The following is a 21,504-nucleotide window of genomic DNA, read 5'->3' as shown; positions in this document are numbered from 1 at the left end:
GGAAGGAGTTTGATGAATGAGGAGGAAAATCATTGGCACAGTTAAAGCGTACACCTCTTTTTGAAACGTATTCACAGTATGGCGGCAAAACCATCGATTTTGGTGGATGGGAACTGCCGGTTCAATTTTCAAGTATTAAAGAAGAGCATGAAGCAGTCAGAACAAAAGCGGGGCTTTTTGATGTTTCTCATATGGGTGAAATTTTTGTCACAGGAGCGGGCAGTTTAGACTACCTTCAGCATCTCCTAACAAATGATGTGTCCAAAATTCAAGATGGCCAAGCGCAGTATACAGCCATGTGCTACGAAGACGGCGGCACAGTGGATGACCTATTGGTCTATAAACTAGCAGACGAGCATTATTTACTGGTCGTCAACGCTTCCAATATTGAAAAAGACTTTAAATGGATGGAACGCGCCAAAAAAGACGATGTGACATTGGACAACGCTTCTGACCGCTATGGTTTATTGGCATTGCAAGGTCCTTTGTCTGAAACGGTGCTTCAGCGACTGACAGCTGAAGATCTTTCAAGCATCAAGCCTTTCCGTTTTAAGCACGATGTTCAAGTGGCTGGCCAAACCGTTATCCTGTCCCGGACGGGCTATACAGGAGAGAACGGGTTCGAACTATATGCAGCGCCTGAAGCACTAACAATACTTTGGGACAAAATTTTAGCCGAAGGCAAACCGGAAGGTGTCGTGCCTGTAGGTCTCGGCGCGCGTGATACCTTGCGTTTTGAAGCTTGCCTTGCTTTGTACGGCCAGGAGCTGTCAAAAGACATTACACCTTTGGAAGCCGGCATCAATTTTGTCGTTAAACTGAAAAAAGAACAGAATTTCTTTGGCAAACAAGCCTTAATTGACCAAAAAGAAGCAGGAGTTCCACGGAAACTGGTGGGCATTGAAATGATCGATAAAGGCATTCCGCGCCATGGCTATCCGGTATACGTCGGAGATCAAAAAGTTGGAGAAGTGACAACAGGCACACAATCGCCAACCTTGAAGAAAAATATTGGGCTGGCTTTGGTTTCAAGTGAATTTGCAGAAATGGGTATTGAATTGGAAGTTGAAATTCGCAGCAAACGATTAAAAGCGAAAACAGTAGAAACGCCATTTTACAAGCGATCCAACTAAATTTAACTTGAAAAGGGGAAAGCACTCCATGAAGCATCGCTATTTACCAATGACGTCTCAAGACGAAAAAGAAATGCTGGAAACGATCGGCATTGATTCAATCGATGAATTATTTTCGGATATTCCGGAAAAAGTCCGTTTTAAAGGCGAATACAACATCAAACCTGCCAAATCCGAGTCTTCATTGACAAAAGAATTGGCGCAGCTTGCAGCCCTAAATGCCGACACCAACCGTTATGCATCATTCCTTGGAGCGGGTGTCTACGACCATTACAAGCCAATTATCGTGGATCACGTGATTTCGCGTTCTGAGTTTTATACGGCTTATACCCCATATCAACCGGAAATCTCTCAAGGTGAATTGCAGGCTATTTTTGAATTCCAGACGATGATTAGTGAATTGACGGGCATGGATATTGCCAACTCTTCTATGTATGACGGCGGGACGGCGCTTGCAGAGGCCGGAATGCTGGCAGCTGGCCACACGAAACGCAAAAAAATTCTGGTATCGCGTGCCGTTCACCCGGAATCCCGTGATGTCGTCCGCACGTATGCCCTTGGACAATCTATTGAAGTCATTGAAATCCCGTTGAAAGACGGCCATACAGATTTGGACGCTCTAAAAGGCATGATGGATGAAAACGTCGCGACTGTTATGATCCAGTACCCGAACTTCTTCGGACAGGTGGAAAACTTGAAAGAAATCGAGCCGATCGTCCACGAAGCCGGTGCGTTATTGTCTGTTTCATCCAATCCGTTGGCACTAGGTGCATTGACGTCTCCAGGCCAGCTTGGAGCCGATATCACAGTAGGCGATGCCCAGCCATTCGGTATTCCGGAAGCATACGGCGGACCTCATTGCGGATATTTTGCCGTAACGAAAAAACTGATGCGCAAAGTACCAGGCCGTTTAGTTGGCGAAACAACTGACGAAGAAGGCCGCCGCGGATTTGTATTGACGTTGCAGGCGCGTGAACAGCATATCCGCCGCGACAAAGCGACTTCCAATATTTGTTCGAACCAAGCCTTAAATGCGTTAGCGGCATCAGTAGCTATGACGGCGCTCGGCAAAGTCGGCACGCAGGAAATTGCCAAACAAAATATCGTCAAAACACATTATATGAAACAGCAGCTAAAAGGTGCTGGCCTTGAAATTGCATTCGAAGGCGCCCATTTCAATGAAATCGTTGTGAAAACAGAAGAACCGGTCAAGCAATTAAATGATCGTTTGTTTGAACATAACATCATTGGCGGCTATGACCTGGGGTTGAGCTATGACGAGTTCGCTGGCCATATGCTGATCGCGGTCACAGAACAGCGGACCAAAGAAGAAATCGATGCATTTGTGCAGGAAATGGCTGCAACAGTAAAGGAAGCGGGTGCTACTCATGCATAAAGACAACCAAGCGCTAATTTTTGAATTGACGAAAGAAGGCCGCGTTGGCTACAGCCTGCCGACTCTTGACGTGCCGGAAGTTGATTTGAGCGAGCTATTGCCGAATGATTTAATCCGTACAGAAGCAGCTGAACTGCCTGAAGTATCGGAACTTGATATTATGCGCCATTACACGGCCTTATCCAACCGCAACCATGGTGTGGATTCCGGATTCTATCCGCTCGGTTCATGTACGATGAAATACAATCCGAAAATCAATGAAACCGTTGCGCGGTACCCGGGATTTGCAAATATTCATCCGCTGCAGGATGAAAAAACCGTTCAGGGAGCTCTTGCGCTGTTATTTGACCTGCAGGAACACCTGAAAGAAATTACCGGCATGGATGAAGTCACATTGCAGCCTGCTGCAGGTGCACACGGGGAATGGACGGGATTAATGATGATCCGCGCCTACCACGAAGCACGTGGCGATATGAAGCGTACGAAAGTCATTGTTCCAGATTCGGCGCACGGCACCAACCCGGCGTCAGCAACAGTTGCCGGCTTTGAAACCGTAACGGTAAAATCAAGCGATCAGGGACTTGTCGATTTGGAAGACTTGAAGCGAGTTGTGGGAGACGATACTGCAGCGTTGATGCTGACAAATCCAAATACGTTGGGCTTGTTTGAAGAACAGATTCTGGAAATGGCAGCCATCATTCATGAAGTTGGCGGCAAGTTGTATTATGACGGCGCGAACTTGAACGCAGTGATGTCTAAAGCGCGTCCAGGAGACATGGGCTTTGACGTGGTTCACTTGAACTTGCACAAAACTTTCACGGGACCTCACGGCGGCGGCGGACCTGGATCTGGTCCAGTCGGCGTGAAAAATGATCTTCTGCCTTATTTGCCGAAACCGGTATTGGTAAAAAATGAAGACGTTTATACGTTTGACTATGATCGTCCAGAATCAATCGGCCGTGTGAAGCCTTTCTACGGCAACTTTGGCATTAACGTTCGCGCCTATACGTATATCCGTTCCATGGGGCCGGATGGTCTAAAAGCGGTAACCGAATATGCAGTACTAAACGCCAATTACATGATGCGCAGACTGCAGCCGCATTTTGATTTGCCGTATGACCGCCATTGCAAGCATGAGTTTGTTTTGAGCGGCCGCCGTCAGAAAAAATTGGGTGTCCGTACATTGGATATGGCGAAACGCCTGCTCGACTTTGGCTATCACCCGCCAACGATTTACTTCCCGTTGAATGTGGAAGAAGGCATGATGATCGAGCCGACCGAAACAGAATCCAAAGAAACCTTGGATGCGTTCATTGATGCAATGATTCAGATTGCCAAAGAAGTGGAAGAAAATCCAGAAATCGTTCAAAATGCACCACATACCACAGTGATCAGCCGTTTAGATGAAACTAAAGCGGCACGTAAACCGGTACTTCGCTATTACAAAGGCGAATAACCTAAAAGGGCGGGGAAGCCATTCGGCTTCCCCGCCCTCAGAGTGTAGACAAGGCTTACCAAAATGAATAGCCGTGCATAACCCCAACCGGTCCGGCGACTTCGCTTTCCGTGGGCTCAGCTTCAGCCTCATCGTCACTTTCGTTCCTGCGGGGTCTTCAGCTTTCGCTGTCCCACAGGAGTCTGCGTGGCCAGCCCGTTTGGGAGCGTGTGGTTCCAATCAAAGAGAGAAGCCTGTTCCTCACTTCATGCAAGAATTCGGAACGCAAGGCGGCGACTCCTGCTGGAGCAGTGAAGCGACATGAAGGAGACTCAGCAGGAGCTTGCGACGAGGAGGCTCAGCGCTTCGTCCGCGGAAAGCGTCCGCCTGAAGCGCAGGATTCCGTATAAAACCCGACCAAACGAGATTTTATTCATTTGGTCGGGTAACTATTCTTTTGTCTACAAGCTCAGGGTGCGGAAGCTATTTGGCTTCCACGCCCTTTTTGTCGTTCAGTAAAACCCGATCGACAGTTCTGGATCTTCCCAATCGTTTTTCTCTGCCCGTTTGTTTTGCTTCTGCAGTTCCGCGATGCGTTTTTCATAGCCGGAATCGCCTTCATAATGCCAATTCAAGGCAGAAGACATGTACAGTTCGTTCAGCTGTGAAATCGACAGCCCTTTTGTCAGCTTGGCCATGTTGGCAAGTTCTGCATCTGAAAAAATGTGTTTGATATCAAGTTTCCGCAAATACTTCTCGCGCAGCGATTTGGACGGCGCCGGAATTTCATAAGCGCGGTCAAAGCGGCCGGCGCGGTTGATCAAGGCCGGATCGATTTTCTCAGGGTAATTGGTGGTGCCGATGACAAACAGCCCTTCACGTGATTGTGTGCCGTCCAGCGTGTTCAAGAAAACGGAGCGGGTAAAGTCCGGCATCGAGTCAATGTCCTCGATTACCAGAATGGCTGGAGCGAGCCTCGAGACAATGCCGAAGACCTCCTGAATGGTGTAGCTGTTAGTGAACTCAGTGATCTGCCAATAGACGACAGGGGCTTCTGTAGAACCGGTGATGGACTTCACCAATGTGGTCTTGCCATTGCCTGGCGAACCATACAGTAGGATGCCGCGTTTGTAAGGAACGCCGTAATCTCGAAAAAACTGGCCATCCGCTTTGAAAAATTCATCAATCGAGCGGAAGATGTCTCGTTTGACGGAATCTGAGAGCATGACATCCTTCCGGTCGACGATGGCGTGTTCCCCGAAGTTGCGACGATGCACACCGTCTTCTGTGTCGACAAGATACGTAATATTGTTCATCAGCACCTGGCGCAATAATGCATTCATGGCTGTCAGGAAGGCAAAAGCCGAATCAACTGTTTTGGCAAAACAATGAAACTCCGGCCAGCTGTTGTCGGAAGCTGTGTAGAAAGGCACTTGGGCAATAGCAACATCGTGCTCTGGGAAATAAATCAGTTTGTTCTCAAAGCTTTCCTGGATTTTCAAATTGCCGCTGTACAAGTCGTCGGGTGCGTTGGCAATTTTTCCGAACGGACGGGCTTCATAAATAAAAGACAGCACTTCGTAAGAGAGCAATCGCTTTTCCATCATGTCGATCAGATGGCTGTTTAATTGCTCAATGGGTTCTGTTATATCAATGTGCATCCAGGAGCCAGCAGAACGGCCATCAAGCATGTTCAGGATGCTTTGGGAGACAATGGCAAGATCCGAATAATGCGGGAGCGTTTCCCGGATGTTCGCTTGATGTGGAAAAAGTAGGTCAGGTTTCATTGAGCTTCCTCTTTTCAAATGGAATAGGATGAAAAACGCCCTTCCAAAATGTGGAAGGGCGTTTAGTGTTCAGGCTTTCGATTTTATTTTTCCGGTCCATTGCTTGAACCCGCCTTGCAGCTGGAACAATTGATCGTAGCCTTTTTTCTGTAGGAAAATGGCGACGCGTCCACTGCGTGCACCGTTCTGGTCATACAAGTAAACGGGTTTGTCCGAACGAATTTCCTTATAGCGTTGGCGCAATTGTGATTGTGGAATATTGCGTGCTCCTAAAATATGGCCGGCCGCAAAATCTTTTGGCTCGCGTACATCAATCAATTGAGCTCTGCGGTAACCTTCGATAAATTGTTCCTGCGTCAAGTTAGTGACCGCTTTCTTCATGCGGAAATACATAATCACCGCGTAAATGATGATTGCCACAACAATGGCAATCGTGATGTATAAAAATTCCAATGTTCTTGCCCCTTTCTAATCTTCTTTTATTATAAGAGAAGAGATGACGGATATTCAATGCCAATGTTACACTAATTAGCGGAAATAGGAGGCGATCTTGTGAAATATCCAAAATGGAATTTTGTAAATTCAGGTGCGAACAGCCCTTCTTTCAATATGGCCCTCGATGAAGCCTTGCTGACATGGCATAGCGAGGGGCTTATTCCGCCGGTTATCCGTTTTTATAGCTGGCAGCCGGCTGCGCTGTCGATCGGTTATTTTCAAAAAGTAGAAAAAGAAATTGATATGGAAGCCGTCAACCGGCTTGGCCTGGGATTTGTCCGAAGGCCAACAGGAGGCAGAGGCGTTCTCCATGAACATGAACTTACATACAGCATTATTGTTAGTGAAGACCATCCGGATATGCCAGAAACGGTCACGGCAGCGTACCGGGTATTAAGCGAGGGCTTATTGGAAGGCTTTAAAAACCTCGGACTGGATGCTTATTTTTCTGTTCCAGATACAGATGCCAAGCGTGCTGATTTGAAAAATCCCAAATCAGCCGTTTGTTTTGATGCACCGAGCTGGTATGAAATGGTTGTTGAAGGAAAAAAAGTAGCGGGCAGTGCACAAACGCGCCAAAAAGGCGTGATTTTGCAGCATGGTGCAATTCTACTTGATTTGGATGTTGAGAAGCTGTTGTCTGTTTTCAAATTTTCGAGCGAAGAGGCGAAAGAGCGGATGCGCAGCAAAATTCCCGAAAAAGCGGTCTCGATCAATTCAATTCGCAAGGAGCCGGCCACTATAGAAGAATGCATTCGTGCATTTAAAGAAGGATTTGAACAGGCATTGTCCATCGAGTTGGAACCGTATACGCTGTCAGAACAACAGTTCGCAGATGTCAAGGCTTTAGAAGAAAAAAAATACGCCAATGCCGAATGGAATTTCCGTGTTTGAGTGTCTTTTGGCTCATTTTATTGATTTCCAAAGCCGGAAACCTTGCCATATATAGCTTTTAAAAGTGGCGAAGTTTTGAAGCAGAAAATTGTTATTGAAAAGGCGTTTCAACATATAGTATGATGGGAATTAAATTAGTACTACATATAGTATTTATGTACGTATATAACACAAAGGAGGAATTGTCAATGGTTTCCGCCACACAATCCCAGTACTCATTAAATTCAAAAGCATTAAACGAAGATATTAAAACGTTTCCGCAAGTGCACGCCGTTACTCCGGATATGAACTTGACGCATAAAGGGGTATCTCGCCTTGTTATGATTGACCGGTATTCATTCAAGGATACAGAGAAAAAAACCTTGAAAGCTGGCGATTTTGTTGTATTGACTGTCAAAGAAGATCCGAAATTCCCAGCCCGCGGTCTTGGCTACATTGTTTCCATCGATCAGCAAACCAATAAAGCACAAGTTTGGATCGAGGAAGATTACAGAAGTGCAATCGACAACCCGAAGGAACAGGAAGCAGGCATTGTCAATCGCCCGATCGACGTGATTGAAAAGCCGCTTGAAGTGTTCTACGAGCAGATTGCCAAACGCAATGCAACAGGCCTTGCTTCTGTAGAAAAAACTTCTGAAAAACGCCAGGAATGGTTTGAAAAATTTTATCAGCAATTGGTCGGATTAAAATTCATTCCGGCCGGCCGTGTGCTTTACGGAGCAGGCGCTGACACGGATGTCACGTATTTCAATTGCTACGTAATGCCGTTTGTTGCAGACTCACGCGAAGGCATTTCCGATCACCGCAAGCAGGTCATGGAAATCATGAGCCGCGGAGGCGGAGTTGGCACCAACGGTTCAACTCTTCGTCCGCGCAACACATTGGCTCGTGGAGTCAACGGCAAATCGTCAGGATCGGTATCTTGGCTGGATGACATTGCCAAGTTGACTCATCTTGTCGAACAAGGCGGTTCACGCCGCGGTGCGCAAATGATCATGCTGGCAGACTGGCATCCGGATATTGCCGAATTTATCATCTCCAAAATGCAGAATCCACGCATCCTGCGCTATTTGATTGAAAACACACAAGACGAAACGATCAAGAAATTAGCTCATGACAAATTAAAATTCAAACCGTTAACAGAACAGGAAGATGCCATGTATCAAGGCATCCTAAACTACCGTGCAATTCCTGGAATGGGCGGATTCAACGAAAAAATTATGCGTGACGCTGAAGCAAAACTTCGAGATGGCGGAACTTATTCGGTTCATAACGAAGAATTTTTGACAGGTGCCAACATTTCAGTCACGTTGACGAGCGATTTCATGACGGCGGTTGAAAACGACGAAGATTTCGATTTGCGCTTCCCAGCAGTGGAATCTTATTCGAAAGAAGAAATGGCCATCTACAATGAACAATGGCAGGAAGTCGGCGATGTTCGTGAGTGGGAACGCATGGGTCATGGTGTGCGCGTCTACCGGACAATGAAAGCCCGCGAATTATGGAACTTGGTCAATATTTGTGCGACTTATTCAGCTGAACCCGGCATCTTCTTTATCGATAATGCCAATGAAAAAACAAATGCGGCTGCATATGGCCAAAAAGTTGTTGCGACGAACCCTTGCGGCGAACAGCCATTGGCACCTTACTCCGTCTGCAACTTGGCTGCGGTCAACTTGGCACAGTTCGCAGATCCGAAAACAAAGGCAGTGGACTTTGAAGCATTGAAAGAAACGGTTCGCGTCGGTGTCCGCATGCAGGACAATGTGATTGATGCAACTCCATACTTCCTGGAAGATAACAAAGTGCAAGCACTTGGCGAGCGCCGCGTCGGTCTTGGCGTCATGGGACTTGCTGATTTGTTGATTTACTGCGATAAAGAATACGGTTCTCCGGAAGGCAATGAGTTAGTTGATGAGATCTTCAAGACAATCGCTACTGCGGCCTATGAAGTTTCAACTGAGTTGGCTGCAGAACGCGGCAGCTTCCCGTTCCTAGTTGGCAAAACCGACGATGAAACGGCAGCACTGCGCAAAGCCTTTACGGAAACTGGGTTTATGCAGGACATGCCAGCACATGTCCGCGAAGCGGTCCTTGAAAAAGGCATCCGGAATTCGCACCTGTTGACGGTAGCACCAACAGGATCCACAGGTACAATGGTCGGCGTTTCAACGGGTCTTGAACCTTATTATTCATTCACATACTACCGCAGCGGCCGCCTCGGCAAATTTATCGAGGTTAAAGCGGACATCGTCAGCGAATACTTGAAGAACAATCCGGAAGCGGATGAAGAAAACTTGCCGAAAGCATTTGTGACATCGATGGACTTGGCGCCGGAAGCACACGCGGATGTTCAATGCATCATCCAGCGCTGGATCGATTCATCGATCTCGAAAACAGTCAATGCGCCACGCGGCTATACGGTTGAACAAGTAGAAGGCGTATATGAGCGACTCTACAAAGGCGGGGCAAAAGGCGGTACGGTTTACGTCGATGGCAGCCGCGACTCACAAGTTCTAACTCTGAAAGCTGAAGACAATACGTTTGAAGAAGAGCACCAGCCGGAAGAAACGGGCAAGCGCCCGATCGTTCTAGTTGATACCATACAGGATATCCGTTCTACCAATGTCAGCATCGGTTCAGAAGTGGGCGATACGTGCCCAGTCTGCCGCCAAGGGACAGTAGAAGAAATGGGCGGCTGCAACACTTGCACCAACTGCAACGCTCAGCTGAAATGCGGATTATAAAATAACCAGCGCGATGGCCCACCAGCCATCGCGTTTTTCTTTTGGCTGCTTCCGCATTTCTATTTGATCCAGCTTCAGCGCCTAGAATCTCGGGGTCTTAAGTCCGCTTGCCTGTGCGGCAAAGAACGACACTTCGCCGATCTTTCTTATGCCCGTCGAATCTGAACGGCTGCTTCCGCATTTCTAAAAAGTTGCTGGATTGTTCCGATATGTTAAAATAATGAAGAATGTGTTGAGGGAGGGAGAAGGTCGAATGCGCGTGCTGGTTCTGAACGGCCCGAACTTAAATCGCTTGGGCAAGCGGGAGAAAGAAGCATACGGGACGTTTACGCTGGAAGAGTTGGAGAAAGAGCTCGTTGAGTTTTCTTATCATCATGGCATTGAGTTGATTTGCCGACAGTCAAACCATGAAGGGGAATTGATTGACTGGATTCACGGAGCTGGCGATGAAGCGCTTTCTGGCATCGTCTTAAATGCAGGAGCCTATACGCATACGAGCATCGCGATACGTGATGCCATCGCTGCAATCCAAGTTCCCGTAATTGAAGTACATATATCGAATGTTCACAAGCGTGAGAAATTCCGCCACCATTCCTATATTTCCCCAGTTACGATTGGGCAGATTGTCGGATTTGGGCAGGACGTCTATAAATTGGCGCTGCAAGCGCTGATTTTAAAACAGGAGAGAGGATGAACACAGTGAAACTACAAAAACTGCGCACAGAAATGAAGCATCGAAATATCGAGGCCGTACTTGTCACCAGTTCATACAATCTGCGTTATATTACCGAATTTACCGGAACTGCCGGTCTGGCAATCGTGACACAAGAAAAAGCGGTATTTATCACAGATTTTCGTTATACGGAACAAGCCAATGAGCAAATAAAAGAATTTGAAGTGGTGCAGGCAGAAAAAAACCTGATGGATCAAGCTGTTCAAACTGTTTCCTCGATGGGCATACAGAAACTGGCTTTTGAGCAGGATTACATGACTTATTCAACAGCTGTGCAATACAAGGAAAAGATGGATGTGGAGCTAGAGCCAATCAGCAACTTGATCGAAAAAATCCGGATGGTCAAGACGCCAGAGGAAGTCTCTGTCTTGAAAGCTGCAGCCAAGATTGCAGACGATGCATTTGAGCACATTTGCGGATTTATTCGCCCGGGGCTGAAAGAAGTGGAAGTTTCCAATGAACTGGAATTTTTCATGAGAAAACAAGGTGCGACTTCATCTAGCTTTGACATCATTGTGGCTTCAGGGCTTCGCTCAGCATTGCCACATGGCGTGGCAACAGACAAAGTCATTGAAAAAGGCGACATGATTACCTTGGATTTCGGAGCTCTCTACAACGGATACATATCCGACATCACCCGTACGGTAGCTGTTGGTGAACCTTCAGCCCAGATGAAAGAAATATATGATATTGTATTGAAGGCGCAGGAATTAGGCGTGGAGAAAATCGGACCGGGCATGAGCGGCATCGAGGCAGATGCACTGGCGCGAGATTTTATTAAGTCTAAAGGGTACGGAGAAGCGTTTGGCCATTCGACTGGCCATGGCATTGGCTTGGAAGTGCATGAGAGCCCAGGTTTGTCATTCAGATCGGAAACGGTTTTGGAGCCAGGCATGGCTGTAACCGTGGAACCGGGAATTTATCTGCCAGGAGTTGGCGGAGTCCGCATTGAAGATGATATACTGATAACCGAGTCAGGAAATGAACGGTTGACTAACTCCACAAAAGAGCTTCGCATTTTATAACAAACGGAGGAACTATAATGATTTCAGTAAACGATTTTAAAACAGGTGTGACAATTGAAGTGGACGGCGGAATTTGGCGCGTCATGGAATTTCAGCACGTAAAACCAGGTAAGGGTGCTGCATTTGTACGGACAAAGCTCCGCAATCTGCGTTCAGGAAGCGTTACAGAAAAAACATTCCGTGCGGGCGAAAAAGTAGCCAAAGCACAAATCGACAATAGCAAAATGCAGTATTTATATGCTAATGGCGACATGCACGCATTCATGGATACTGAGACGTACGACCAAATCGAATTGCCTGAAAAAAACATTGAGTACGAATTGAAGTTTCTTCAGGAAAACATGGAAGTCCAGGTTATCCAGTTCCAAGGGGAAGTGCTTGGCGTTGAATTGCCGAACACAGTAGTCTTAGAAGTGGTTCAAACAGATCCAGGCATCAAAGGCGATACAGCAAGCGGCGGATCAAAGCCTGCGGTCCTGTCAACAGGCTTGTCAGTTCAAGTGCCGTTCTTCATCAATGAAGGCGATCACCTAATCATCAACACAACGGACTCTTCATACGTGTCACGAGCTCAATAGCAACCAAAAGGCCTCTATATTTAGGGGCCTTTTTTTAAAAAGTCGGCTCAGCTATTTCAAAACATGATGAAAAAGTCTAAAATGAAATAGAAATCAGTTTAATACATATTAGGGGAGTAGGATGAATATGAAAATTCAAGAAATCCGTGAAATTATCAAATTGGTAGATGGATCGTCTATTGAGGAATTCTCTTACGAATTTGAAGGCGTCAAAGTTAAAATGAAGAAAAGCGGATCTGGCAACATCCAGCAAGCTGCAAACACTGTTCAAACACCACAAGCGCCTAGTGTTGCAGAAACTCCAACCGCCGCAGCACCAGCAAAAGAACCGAAAGCTGAAGAACTGGTATCGCAGGAAGCACCGGAGATTCCGGTTAACGATGATTCTGAGTACCATAAAATTCTTTCGCCAATGGTTGGCACATTTTACGAGTCTCCATCTCCGGACGAGGCACCTTACGTACAAACGGGAACAAAAGTAACTGCCGATCAAGTGGTCTGCATCGTAGAAGCCATGAAACTATTCAATGAAATCGAAGCAGAAGTAGATGGGGAAATTGCTGAAATTCTTGTAAAAGATGGTCAGCTTGTTGAATATGGCCAGCCTTTGTTCCTCGTGAAAGCAAACTGAGGAAAGGGGAGATGGCGATGAAGAAGGTATTGATTGCAAACCGTGGAGAAATTGCGGTCCGGATTATCCGGGCTTGCAAAGAGATGGGGATCGAAACGGTCGCTGTATATTCAGAAGCCGATAAAGAAGCACTTCATGTCGAGCTCGCAGATGAAGCATACTGCATCGGTCCAAAACTATCAAAAGACAGTTACTTGAACTTTTCCAATATCATGTCGGTAGCCAAGCTGACCAATTGCGATGGCATTCACCCAGGATACGGTTTCCTGGCTGAAAATGCGAGTTTTGCGGAACTTTGCGAAGCATGCGACATCATGTTTATCGGTCCGACAGCAGATGCGATCTCGCGCATGGGCACAAAAGACGTGGCGCGTGAAACTATGCGAAAAGCAGGGGTGCCTGTCGTGCCGGGTTCAACCGGCATCGTAGCTAATGAAGAAGAAGGGCTGCGCATTGCCGATGAACTCGGATTTCCGGTTATCATCAAAGCAACTGCAGGCGGCGGCGGAAAAGGGATTCGGGTGGCACATACGCGCGAAGATTTCATCAAAGGCTTGAACATGACGCAAAAAGAAGCGGCCGCGGCTTTTGGCAACCCAGGAGTTTACATTGAGAAATTCATTGAGGATTTCCGTCATATTGAAATTCAAGTACTGGCGGATTCGCATGGCAACGCCATTCATTTGGGCGAACGAGACTGTTCGATCCAGCGCCGGATGCAAAAGCTGGTTGAAGAAGCGCCGTCACCGGCCCTGTCGCCGGAGCTGCGCGCCGAAATGGGCGATGCTGCAGTAAAAGCGGCTTTGGCCGTCAATTACCGCGGAGCCGGAACAGTGGAGTTTATCTTTGATGCCGTCAACCAGAAATTTTACTTTATGGAAATGAACACACGCATTCAAGTAGAGCATCCGGTTACGGAAATGATTACAGGAATTGATTTGATCCAACAGCAGTTAAAAGTTGCTTCGGGTGAAACACTTGCCTATAAACAGGAAGACGTGACGTTTAAGGGCTGGTCGATTGAATGCCGCATCAATGCAGAAAATCCGGCGAAAAACTTTATGCCTTCAGCTGGCAAAGTTGATATGTACTTGCCACCGGGCGGCATGGGCGTCAGAATTGATTCCGCGATGTATTCAGGGTATACGATTCCGCCTTATTACGATTCCATGGTGGCCAAACTGATTACGTTCGCAGACACACGTGAAGAAGCAGTTGCGAAAATGAAGCGCGCATTGGATGAATTTGTCATCGAAGGCGTATTTACGACGATTCCGTTCCATTTGAAATTAATGGATCACGAGGTATTCAAATCAGGCGATTTCAATACGAAATTCCTTGAAAAATACGATGTACTGGGATCATAAGGAGGAGCTTGGCAAATGGCAGAAAAAACAGCACCTTACGTACGCATGAAATCGCATGGAGCTCAAGATTTAGGCAATATTGAAGTGGCTCCGGAAGTATTGGAGATTATCGCCAGCATTGCAGCAACAGATATTGAAGGCGTCGCCAGCATGCGCGGCAATTTTGCCTCTGGTGTGGTTGAACGGTTGGGGAAAAAAGTTCATGGCAAAGGCATCAAAACCGATCTTTCGGAAGAAGGACTGGCAATTGATGTATATTGTGTCATCAATTATGGCGTCTCCATTCCAAAGACCGCTTTAAAAATACAAGAACAAGTTCGGCAAACGCTTGAGAATATGACATCGCTTCAAACACAGGAAGTGAATGTCCATATCACCGGCGTCAATTTCGAGCCCCAAGCAACAGAATAAGCAGCGAGGCTGTCCTGAAAACCAGAAGTGGTTTTGGGGCAGCCTTCTCTTTGTTTTGCTCGGATAATCCCAATATATTCCTGAAAGAAAACAAGTTTCACAGAGGCAACGTCCTATTGACCGAACATTTCAAACATGGAAGTTCAGCCGGAATACCTGTATAATGGGGAAATAATTAGCTGTGAAAAGGAGATCGGATATATTATGAAACGACACGAAGCACGCGAAAAAGCGCTTCAGACCTTATTTCAATTAGAGGGAACTGAATTGACCATCGACGAAGCCATGGACCATGTAATGGCTGGCGAAAATGATAATTTTTATAGTTTATTGGTGCAAGGCACTCATGCTAATATGGCAGAGATCGATGAAAAACTGGTTGGCCACTTGGAAAATTGGTCATTGGAACGTCTTCCCAAAATCGAACGGACAATTCTTCGCATGGCCATCTTTGAACTGGGCTATATGGAAGATGCACCGGCGCGCGTCGTCATGAACGAAGCGATTGAACTGAGCAAAACTTTCGGAGATGATAAATCCAGCCGCTTTGTTAATGGAGTCCTTTCGAAGTTCACAGACGAATCAGCAAGTTAAATTGGAGGAGTTTACATGACTGCAAAATTGATTGATGGAAAAGCGGTAAGCCAGAAAATTAAAGTTCAGGTAAAAGAGCGAGTAGAGAACCTTGTGCAGCAGGGAATTACCCCGGGACTGGCTGTTGTGCTGGTTGGGGAAAACTCCGCCTCCCTTACATATGTAAAAAACAAGAAGAAGACATGTGAAGCACTTGGCATGCGCTCAGACCTGCATCAGTTTCCAGATACGTTGACTGAACAGGAACTGTTGGCGAAAATAGACCAATTAAACCAGGATCCGGAAATTCACGGCATCCTTGTGCAATTGCCGTTGCCAGCTCAAATCGATGAATTCAAAGTCATCTCAGCTATCAGTCCAGAAAAAGATGTGGATGGATTCCATCCGATTTCTGTCGGCAATATGATGATCGGCAAAGAGGCCTTCCTGCCTTGCACGCCGCACGGCATTATGGAGCTCCTGTCCCATTACGGCATTGATCCCGCGGGCAAACATGCCGTCGTCATCGGCCGTAGCAATATAGTCGGCAAGCCAATTGGCCAGCTGCTGCTTCAAAAGGATGCAACGGTGACGTATTGCCATTCCAAAACGAAAGATTTGGCAAGCATCACAGCGCAAGCCGATATTTTGATTGCTGCGATTGGCAGAGCCAAGTTTATTGACCATACGTTTATTAAACCGGGTGCTGTGATCATTGATGTCGGCATGAACCGGGACGAAAATGGCAAACTGTGCGGAGATGTCGATTTTGAGGATGTTCAAGAAACAGCCAGTTTTGTGACTCCAGTGCCAGGCGGTGTTGGGCCTATGACCATTGCAATGCTGATGGGAAATACACTGGAATCGGCAGAAAAAGGATTATCAAAGACAAAATAGGCAGAAGCATGTAAAATAAAGAGCAATAGGGCTGTTTTTCGAAAGAAAGACAGCTTTTTAAATTCACAGACAGGGGTTGAACGTGTGTCAAACGACCCGTATTTAAGTGTCAAAGCTTTAACCAAATACATAAAAAAGAAATTTGATGCCGACCCTCATCTTCGCGACGTTTACGTCAAAGGAGAGCTGTCGAATGTCAAAATCCATACGAGCGGACATATTTACTTTACCTTAAAAGACAATGCCGCACGATTGCCAGGCGTCATGTTTTCAGCAAGCGCGAAATCCGTCAAATTCAAGCCGGAAAGCGGGATGACGGTGTTGATCCGCGGAGATGTTTCAGTCTATGAAGCTTCCGGACAATACCAATTGTATGCGCAATCTATGCAAGCTGACGGCATTGGCGACTATTACTTGGCATTTGAACAATTAAAAGAAAAATTGGCCAAAGAAGGATTATTCGATGCAAGCCACAAAAAGCCTTTGCCGCGTTTTCCAAAAAGAATTGCCGTAGTCACTGCACAGACAGGTGCTGCCGTACGCGACATCATCATCACTTTGCACCGGCGCTATCCGTTGGCAAACGTTGTGCTGTATCCGACGCTTGTGCAAGGGGCTGGAGCGACGCAATCGATCGTCCAATCCATCCAGGCAGCAAATAAAGGTGATTTTGATGTGCTGATCGTCGGGCGGGGCGGTGGATCCATTGAAGATTTATGGGCCTTTAATGAAGAAGCAGTGGCACGGGTTATCTTTGATTCACAAATACCGGTCATTTCCGCGATCGGCCATGAAACGGATACCACCATTGCTGACTTTGTTTCGGACCTGCGGGCACCCACGCCGACAGCAGCTGCAGAATTGGCTGTACCAAGCCAGGCCGAACTGCTCGAGCGCGTATCCAGCTCCCGCAGCCGCATGTACCGGACCGTTTCCGGTACTGTCAATCAGCACAGGCAATCGCTGAACCGGTTGACTTCGTCCTTTCCGCTCGCTTATCCAGAGCGTCTGTACCGGCCCTTTATCGAGCGTGTCGAACGCGCGACAGATTCGCTTCAACGCGAGTCTGTCCAGCACTTAAAACGCTCACAGGAACGCTACCGCACACTGGATCAGCAGCTGAAATCCCGCGTGCCGCTGCAGCGGGTTCGCCAATCCGAAACGGAAGTAGCAGAACTGGCAAGAAGACTTGATTATCAAGTAAACCAGCTGTTGAAAAATCGCACGCAGCAGCTGTCGTCAGCAATTCGAACGCTTGATGCCCTGAGCCCATTGAAAATTATGGACCGGGGTTATTCGATTCCTTATATAGAAGGAGCTGTCGTTAAAAGTACAGCGCAAGTAAAAGCAGGCGACCGCTTGACCATCGCAATGCAGGATGGCACCGTCCGGTCAACTGTCAATGAAGTAAATCCAGCAAAAAAAGGAGACCAAAACGATGGCTGAAAAGAAAATCATGTTCAATGATGCAATGGAACAACTTGAGGAAATCGTTCGTCAGCTCGAGCAGGGAGATGTGCCGCTCGAACAAGCCTTAACGCTATACCAAAAAGGCATGGAGCTTTCAAAAGTCTGCCACGATAAACTGCAGAATGCGGAAAGCCAACTGGTTACGATGATGAAAGACGGCAAAGAAGTGCCAGCTGATATAGAAATGGACGGGAATGCTAAATGAATTTAACAGAATTCCGCACACATTACGAACCACTCATCCAACAGCAAATGGCTGAGCAAATTTTGTCCCTGTCGATTCCTAATTCCTTGAAGGAATCCATGCATTACTCGCTGCAGGCTGGAGGAAAACGGATTCGGCCGATCTTGCTGCTTGCTGTCCTTCACGAATTAAGCGGACAAGACCATCCGGATGCACTCAAAGTGGCCGCAGCAATTGAAATGATTCATACTTACTCACTGATTCACGATGACTTGCCAAGCATGGACAACGATGATTTGCGTCGCGGCATGCCCACCAACCACAAAGTGTTTGGGGAAGCTGTTGCCATTTTGGCAGGCGACGCGCTGTTGACTTACAGCTTTGGCATCGTGGCCCGCCTGCAGCATGTATCAAGCGATGATAAAGTGCGCTTGATTGACTTAATGAGTGTTTCTTCAGGCGCTGAAGGCATGGTCGGAGGACAGGTGCTCGATATTGAAGGGGAAGAAAAGAAACTGACGCTGCAGGAATTAGAGCAAGTGCACCGGTTGAAAACAGGCGCATTGTTGACGTACAGCATTTTGGCTGGCGGCATCCTTGCAAAGGCTTCCAATGAGGAAATGATGGCGCTTAGCCGATTCGGGGAGCATTTGGGTCTTGCTTTTCAAATTCAGGATGACATTTTGGATGTTACAGGAACTTCCGAAGAACTTGGAAAAACGGCTGGTAAAGATGAAACCAGTGAAAAAAGTACCTATCCAAGCCTTTTGACCTTGCCAAAAGCTAAAGAAAAGCTGGAATTCCATGCATTAGAAGCCATCAATGCGCTGCACTCGCTGAACGGAGAAAAAGCATTGCTCTTGCAGTTGACAGAGTTGATTGTCCAAAGAAAAAGCTAATTTTTAAGGCTCTGATTTGTACATTCGCTGTAGACTGATATAATATGAACAGAAAGTCCGAAGGAAAATTATATAAAAAGGTGTGTGATGGCAATGGATCTTCATTCGATTACTAGTCCATCTTTCTTAAAAGAGCTGAACACAAAGCAGCTTGAAGTATTAAGTGAAGATATAAGACGGTTTCTAATAGAAAATTTATCAGTAACAGGTGGGCATATCGGCCCGAATCTCGGAGTTGTGGAACTGACAGTTGCACTGCATAAAGTATTCGACAGCCCGGCAGACAAATTTCTTTGGGACGTGGGGCATCAGTCTTACGTACATAAAATTCTGACAGGAAGAGCCAGCCAATTTGACACTTTGCGTCAATTTAAAGGTCTCTGCGGATTTCCGAAACGCAACGAAAGTGATCACGATGTCTGGGAAACCGGCCACAGCTCGACTTCTTTGTCAGCTGCAATGGGAATGGCTGCTGCCCGTGATATTAAAAAAGACAGCAACCACGTCATCCCAATTATTGGTGATGGGGCACTGACAGGCGGAATGGCTTTTGAGGCGCTGAATCATATCGGCCATGCGCAAACGGACATGGTGGTCATTCTAAACGACAACGAAATGTCGATCGCTCCAAATGTCGGTGCCATGCATAGCATGCTCGGCCGGATGCGGACAGCTGGAAAATACAACAAAGTAAAAGATGATTTGGAATATTTATTGAAAAAAGTCCCAGCGGTTGGCGGGAAACTCGCGTCAACAGCTGAACGGGTAAAAGATTCCTTAAAATACCTTGTGGTTTCAGGCATGTTCTTTGAAGAAATGGGCTTTACGTATTTAGGACCGATTGACGGTCATGACTTGGATGAGCTGGAAGAAAATCTTCGTTATGCCAAGAAAACTAAAGGTCCCGTTTTGCTGCATGTCGTTACGAAAAAAGGCAAAGGATTTTTGCCGGCAGAACAAGATTTGATTGGAACATGGCACGGCACTGGTCCTTATAAGATGGAAACAGGCGATTTGGTCAAGTCTTCTTCTAAAGCACCTTCTTGGAGCGGTTTGGTAGCGGAAACTGTTCGGAAACTGGCCCGTACGGACGAGCGCATTGTCGCAATTACGCCGGCAATGCCAGTTGGTTCAAAACTGGAAGGCTTTGCTTCGGAATTCCCTGAACGCATGTTTGATGTTGGAATTGCGGAACAGCATGCGACAACAATGGCTGCTGGACTGGCAACGCAAGACATGAAGCCATTTCTTGCGATTTATTCCACATTTCTTCAGCGTGCGTACGATCAGGTCGTTCACGATATTTGCCGCCAAAATTTAAATGTCTTTATTGGGATCGACCGTTCAGGTTTGGTCGGAGCAGACGGTGAAACGCATCAAGGCGTTTTCGATATCGCGTTCCTGCGCCACTTGCCTAATATGGTCATTATGATGCCAAAAGACGAAAACGAAGGACAACATATGGTCAAAACGGCCATTGATTACAACGGCGGCCCAATCGCCTTGCGCTACCCAAGAGGCAACGGCCTTGGCGTCGCAATGGACGAAGAGCTTAAAGCATTGCCAATCGGTTCATGGGAAGTGCTTCAAAAAGGAACCGACGCTGTGATTCTGACTTTTGGTACAACGATTCCGATGGCGATGCATGCAGCGGAGCAATTGCTTGAGGAAGGCATTTCAGCTGAAGTCGTGAATGCCCGTTTCATTAAACCAATGGATCAAGCCATGCTGCACAGTATTTTTGAACGCAAAATTCCAGTCATAACGATTGAGGAAGCTGTACTTCAAGGCGGATTTGGCAGCGCTGTTCTGGAATTTGCACAGGAAAATGATTACCGCGAAACTGCTATTGACCGTTTGGGGATTCCAGATCAATTTATCGAACACGGCGATGTTTCTGAGCTGATGGATGAAATTCATTTGAACAGCGATGAAGTTGTCCGTGTCGTTAAAAAATGGACACAAGTCCAAAAACAGGCAGGTTCGACCATTCTATGAACAAACCTAAAAAAGAACGTGTAGATGTCCTGTTGGTAGAACGGGGCATCTGTGAAACACGGGAAAAAGCAAAACGGGCGATTATGGCCGGAATTATTTATTCGGGTTCTGAGCGCATGAATAAGCCTGGCGAGAAAATCATGGAAGACGCTCCGCTTCAAATGAAAGGCAATGATTTGAAATACGTCAGCCGCGGTGGCCTGAAACTTGAAAAAGCACTTCAGGAGTTCGATCTTTCGGTCGATGGCAAACTGATGCTGGATATTGGCTCATCGACTGGCGGCTTTACGGATTGTGCACTTCAAAACGGTGCCAAACATTGCTACGCGTTGGATGTTGGGTATAACCAATTGGCTTGGAAAATCCGGCAAGACGAACGTGTGACAGTGATGGAACGGGTAAATTTCCGCCATTCCAAACCTGAAGATTTTATACAGGGCCTGCCGGAATTTGCCACAATCGATGTATCGTTTATATCGTTGCGCATTATTTTTCCAGTCTTGAAACAGGTTCTGGTTCCAGGCGGAGATGTCATTGCGCTGGTGAAGCCGCAATTTGAGGCAGGCAGGGAAAACGTTGGGAAAAAGGGCATTATTCGTGATCCTAAAATTCATCGTGATGTCCTGCTAAAAGTCGGCATGTTTGCAGTTGACTCCGGTTTTCACGTGAAAAATATGTCGTTCTCTCCGATTACTGGTGGGGAAGGCAATATTGAATTTTTATTTCATCTTCAATCCGCTGCTGAAGGCAGTGACATAGCCGGAATCTCTGTTTCGTTGATCAACGAAACAGTTGAGTCTGCACATACATCTTTGTAAACACATTCCAATTGGAATGTGTTTTCTTTTGGA

At 46.7% G+C, this 21,504-nt stretch carries 21 protein-coding genes; 19 read left to right on the top strand and 2 right to left on the bottom strand.

Features of this window, described 5'->3' with window-relative positions; all coding sequences use genetic code 11:
• The first annotated feature begins 32 nt into the window (after positions 1 to 32).
• The 4 genes from gcvT to AC4EHK_RS09825 all read left to right on the top strand — a co-directional run bounded on the left by gcvT (position 33) and on the right by AC4EHK_RS09825 (position 4,374).
• Positions 33 to 1,133, top strand: a complete 1,101-nt coding sequence (gene gcvT / locus AC4EHK_RS09840) for a glycine cleavage system aminomethyltransferase GcvT (protein ID WP_490978617.1) — start codon at positions 33 to 35, stop codon at positions 1,131 to 1,133.
• A 28-nt stretch (positions 1,134 to 1,161) separates the two neighbouring features.
• Positions 1,162 to 2,529, top strand: a complete 1,368-nt coding sequence (gcvPA, locus tag AC4EHK_RS09835; protein WP_490978616.1) for an aminomethyl-transferring glycine dehydrogenase subunit GcvPA — start codon at positions 1,162 to 1,164, stop codon at positions 2,527 to 2,529.
• The gene (gcvPB, locus tag AC4EHK_RS09830) at positions 2,522 to 3,985 is read left to right on the top strand and encodes an aminomethyl-transferring glycine dehydrogenase subunit GcvPB (RefSeq protein ID WP_490978615.1); all 1,464 of its coding nucleotides are present in this window, start codon (positions 2,522 to 2,524) and stop codon (positions 3,983 to 3,985) included. Before gcvPA ends, gcvPB begins: the two co-directional genes overlap by 8 nt.
• Before the next feature lie 209 nt (positions 3,986 to 4,194).
• Positions 4,195 to 4,374, top strand: coding sequence for a hypothetical protein (locus AC4EHK_RS09825; RefSeq protein WP_490978614.1), 180 nt, complete (start codon positions 4,195 to 4,197; stop codon positions 4,372 to 4,374).
• 102 nt (positions 4,375 to 4,476) lie between these two features.
• Here AC4EHK_RS09825 and AC4EHK_RS09820 read toward each other — a convergent pair whose 3' ends face one another.
• Complete coding sequence (locus AC4EHK_RS09820; protein ID WP_490978613.1) at positions 4,477 to 5,751, bottom strand: AAA family ATPase; 1,275 nt, start codon at positions 5,749 to 5,751, stop codon at positions 4,477 to 4,479.
• A gap of 69 nt (positions 5,752 to 5,820) precedes the next feature.
• Positions 5,821 to 6,204, bottom strand: a complete 384-nt coding sequence (locus AC4EHK_RS09815) for a rhodanese-like domain-containing protein (RefSeq protein ID WP_490978612.1) — start codon at positions 6,202 to 6,204, stop codon at positions 5,821 to 5,823.
• A 99-nt stretch (positions 6,205 to 6,303) separates the two neighbouring features.
• Here AC4EHK_RS09815 and AC4EHK_RS09810 point away from each other — a divergent pair, with 99 nt between their 5' ends.
• From AC4EHK_RS09810 to AC4EHK_RS09740, 15 genes are all read left to right on the top strand, one after another.
• Positions 6,304 to 7,140: a lipoate--protein ligase family protein gene (locus tag AC4EHK_RS09810; protein ID WP_490978611.1), complete on the top strand. Its 837-nt coding sequence runs from the start codon at positions 6,304 to 6,306 to the stop codon at positions 7,138 to 7,140.
• A gap of 188 nt (positions 7,141 to 7,328) precedes the next feature.
• Positions 7,329 to 9,887, top strand: a complete 2,559-nt coding sequence (locus tag AC4EHK_RS09805) for a vitamin B12-dependent ribonucleotide reductase (RefSeq protein ID WP_490978610.1) — start codon at positions 7,329 to 7,331, stop codon at positions 9,885 to 9,887.
• Positions 9,888 to 10,140: 253 nt separating this feature from the next.
• Entirely contained in the window at positions 10,141 to 10,581 is a 441-nt protein-coding gene (gene aroQ, locus AC4EHK_RS09800) for a type II 3-dehydroquinate dehydratase (RefSeq protein WP_490978609.1), read from the top strand.
• The gene (locus AC4EHK_RS09795; protein ID WP_490978608.1) at positions 10,578 to 11,645 is read left to right on the top strand and encodes a M24 family metallopeptidase; all 1,068 of its coding nucleotides are present in this window, start codon (positions 10,578 to 10,580) and stop codon (positions 11,643 to 11,645) included. The genes aroQ and AC4EHK_RS09795 overlap by 4 nt, the downstream gene beginning before the upstream one ends.
• Positions 11,646 to 11,662: 17 nt before the next feature.
• Positions 11,663 to 12,223 (top strand): elongation factor P, encoded by a 561-nt coding sequence (gene efp, locus AC4EHK_RS09790; RefSeq protein ID WP_308788076.1) that lies wholly within the window; start codon positions 11,663 to 11,665, stop codon positions 12,221 to 12,223.
• Between the two features lie 127 nt (positions 12,224 to 12,350).
• Positions 12,351 to 12,854: an acetyl-CoA carboxylase biotin carboxyl carrier protein gene (accB, locus tag AC4EHK_RS09785; protein WP_490978607.1), complete on the top strand. Its 504-nt coding sequence runs from the start codon at positions 12,351 to 12,353 to the stop codon at positions 12,852 to 12,854.
• 17 nt (positions 12,855 to 12,871) lie between these two features.
• Entirely contained in the window at positions 12,872 to 14,221 is a 1,350-nt protein-coding gene (gene accC / locus AC4EHK_RS09780; protein ID WP_490978606.1) for an acetyl-CoA carboxylase biotin carboxylase subunit, read from the top strand.
• Between the two features lie 15 nt (positions 14,222 to 14,236).
• Complete coding sequence (locus AC4EHK_RS09775) at positions 14,237 to 14,632, top strand: Asp23/Gls24 family envelope stress response protein (RefSeq protein WP_490978605.1); 396 nt, start codon at positions 14,237 to 14,239, stop codon at positions 14,630 to 14,632.
• A gap of 204 nt (positions 14,633 to 14,836) precedes the next feature.
• Positions 14,837 to 15,226 carry a transcription antitermination factor NusB gene (nusB, locus tag AC4EHK_RS09770; protein WP_490978604.1) on the top strand — a complete coding sequence of 130 codons (390 nt, stop codon included), beginning with the start codon at positions 14,837 to 14,839 and terminating at the stop codon, positions 15,224 to 15,226.
• 15 nt (positions 15,227 to 15,241) lie between these two features.
• Positions 15,242 to 16,102 (top strand): bifunctional methylenetetrahydrofolate dehydrogenase/methenyltetrahydrofolate cyclohydrolase FolD, encoded by an 861-nt coding sequence (gene folD, locus AC4EHK_RS09765; protein WP_490978603.1) that lies wholly within the window; start codon positions 15,242 to 15,244, stop codon positions 16,100 to 16,102.
• 84 nt (positions 16,103 to 16,186) lie between these two features.
• Positions 16,187 to 17,548: an exodeoxyribonuclease VII large subunit gene (xseA, locus tag AC4EHK_RS09760; protein WP_490978602.1), complete on the top strand. Its 1,362-nt coding sequence runs from the start codon at positions 16,187 to 16,189 to the stop codon at positions 17,546 to 17,548.
• Positions 17,541 to 17,777, top strand: a complete 237-nt coding sequence (xseB, locus tag AC4EHK_RS09755; RefSeq protein ID WP_142827851.1) for an exodeoxyribonuclease VII small subunit — start codon at positions 17,541 to 17,543, stop codon at positions 17,775 to 17,777. The genes xseA and xseB overlap by 8 nt, the downstream gene beginning before the upstream one ends.
• Complete coding sequence (locus AC4EHK_RS09750) at positions 17,774 to 18,655, top strand: polyprenyl synthetase family protein (RefSeq protein ID WP_490978601.1); 882 nt, start codon at positions 17,774 to 17,776, stop codon at positions 18,653 to 18,655. Before xseB ends, AC4EHK_RS09750 begins: the two co-directional genes overlap by 4 nt.
• A 93-nt stretch (positions 18,656 to 18,748) precedes the next feature.
• Positions 18,749 to 20,653, top strand: a complete 1,905-nt coding sequence (gene dxs / locus AC4EHK_RS09745; RefSeq protein WP_490978955.1) for a 1-deoxy-D-xylulose-5-phosphate synthase — start codon at positions 18,749 to 18,751, stop codon at positions 20,651 to 20,653.
• Positions 20,650 to 21,471: a TlyA family RNA methyltransferase gene (locus AC4EHK_RS09740; protein ID WP_490978600.1), complete on the top strand. Its 822-nt coding sequence runs from the start codon at positions 20,650 to 20,652 to the stop codon at positions 21,469 to 21,471. The genes dxs and AC4EHK_RS09740 overlap by 4 nt, the downstream gene beginning before the upstream one ends.
• Positions 21,472 to 21,504 lie beyond the last annotated feature (33 nt).

The sequence above is a fragment of the Planococcus sp. TJ-307 genome (assembly GCF_058268435.1).
This window is presented reverse-complemented; position numbering and strand designations above follow the sequence as displayed.

What these genes read in the sequence shown, in the direction of transcription:
- dxs (WP_490978955.1), top strand. Translation starts at nt 18,749, where the DNA reads ATGGATCTTCATTCGATTACTAGTCCATCTTTCTTAAAAGAGCTGAAC.
- xseB (WP_142827851.1), top strand. Translation starts at nt 17,541, where the DNA reads ATGGCTGAAAAGAAAATCATGTTCAATGATGCAATGGAACAACTTGAG.
- AC4EHK_RS09775 (WP_490978605.1), top strand. Translation starts at nt 14,237, where the DNA reads ATGGCAGAAAAAACAGCACCTTACGTACGCATGAAATCGCATGGAGCT.
- gcvPA (WP_490978616.1), top strand. Translation starts at nt 1,162, where the DNA reads ATGAAGCATCGCTATTTACCAATGACGTCTCAAGACGAAAAAGAAATG.
- folD (WP_490978603.1), top strand. Translation starts at nt 15,242, where the DNA reads ATGACTGCAAAATTGATTGATGGAAAAGCGGTAAGCCAGAAAATTAAA.
- AC4EHK_RS09750 (WP_490978601.1), top strand. Translation starts at nt 17,774, where the DNA reads ATGAATTTAACAGAATTCCGCACACATTACGAACCACTCATCCAACAG.
- accC (WP_490978606.1), top strand. Translation starts at nt 12,872, where the DNA reads ATGAAGAAGGTATTGATTGCAAACCGTGGAGAAATTGCGGTCCGGATT.
- efp (WP_308788076.1), top strand. Translation starts at nt 11,663, where the DNA reads ATGATTTCAGTAAACGATTTTAAAACAGGTGTGACAATTGAAGTGGAC.
- AC4EHK_RS09805 (WP_490978610.1), top strand. Translation starts at nt 7,329, where the DNA reads ATGGTTTCCGCCACACAATCCCAGTACTCATTAAATTCAAAAGCATTA.
- nusB (WP_490978604.1), top strand. Translation starts at nt 14,837, where the DNA reads ATGAAACGACACGAAGCACGCGAAAAAGCGCTTCAGACCTTATTTCAA.
- AC4EHK_RS09820 (WP_490978613.1), bottom strand. Translation starts at nt 5,751, where the DNA reads ATGAAACCTGACCTACTTTTTCCACATCAAGCGAACATCCGGGAAACG.
- aroQ (WP_490978609.1), top strand. Translation starts at nt 10,141, where the DNA reads ATGCGCGTGCTGGTTCTGAACGGCCCGAACTTAAATCGCTTGGGCAAG.
- accB (WP_490978607.1), top strand. Translation starts at nt 12,351, where the DNA reads ATGAAAATTCAAGAAATCCGTGAAATTATCAAATTGGTAGATGGATCG.
- AC4EHK_RS09740 (WP_490978600.1), top strand. Translation starts at nt 20,650, where the DNA reads ATGAACAAACCTAAAAAAGAACGTGTAGATGTCCTGTTGGTAGAACGG.
- AC4EHK_RS09795 (WP_490978608.1), top strand. Translation starts at nt 10,578, where the DNA reads ATGAACACAGTGAAACTACAAAAACTGCGCACAGAAATGAAGCATCGA.
- gcvPB (WP_490978615.1), top strand. Translation starts at nt 2,522, where the DNA reads ATGCATAAAGACAACCAAGCGCTAATTTTTGAATTGACGAAAGAAGGC.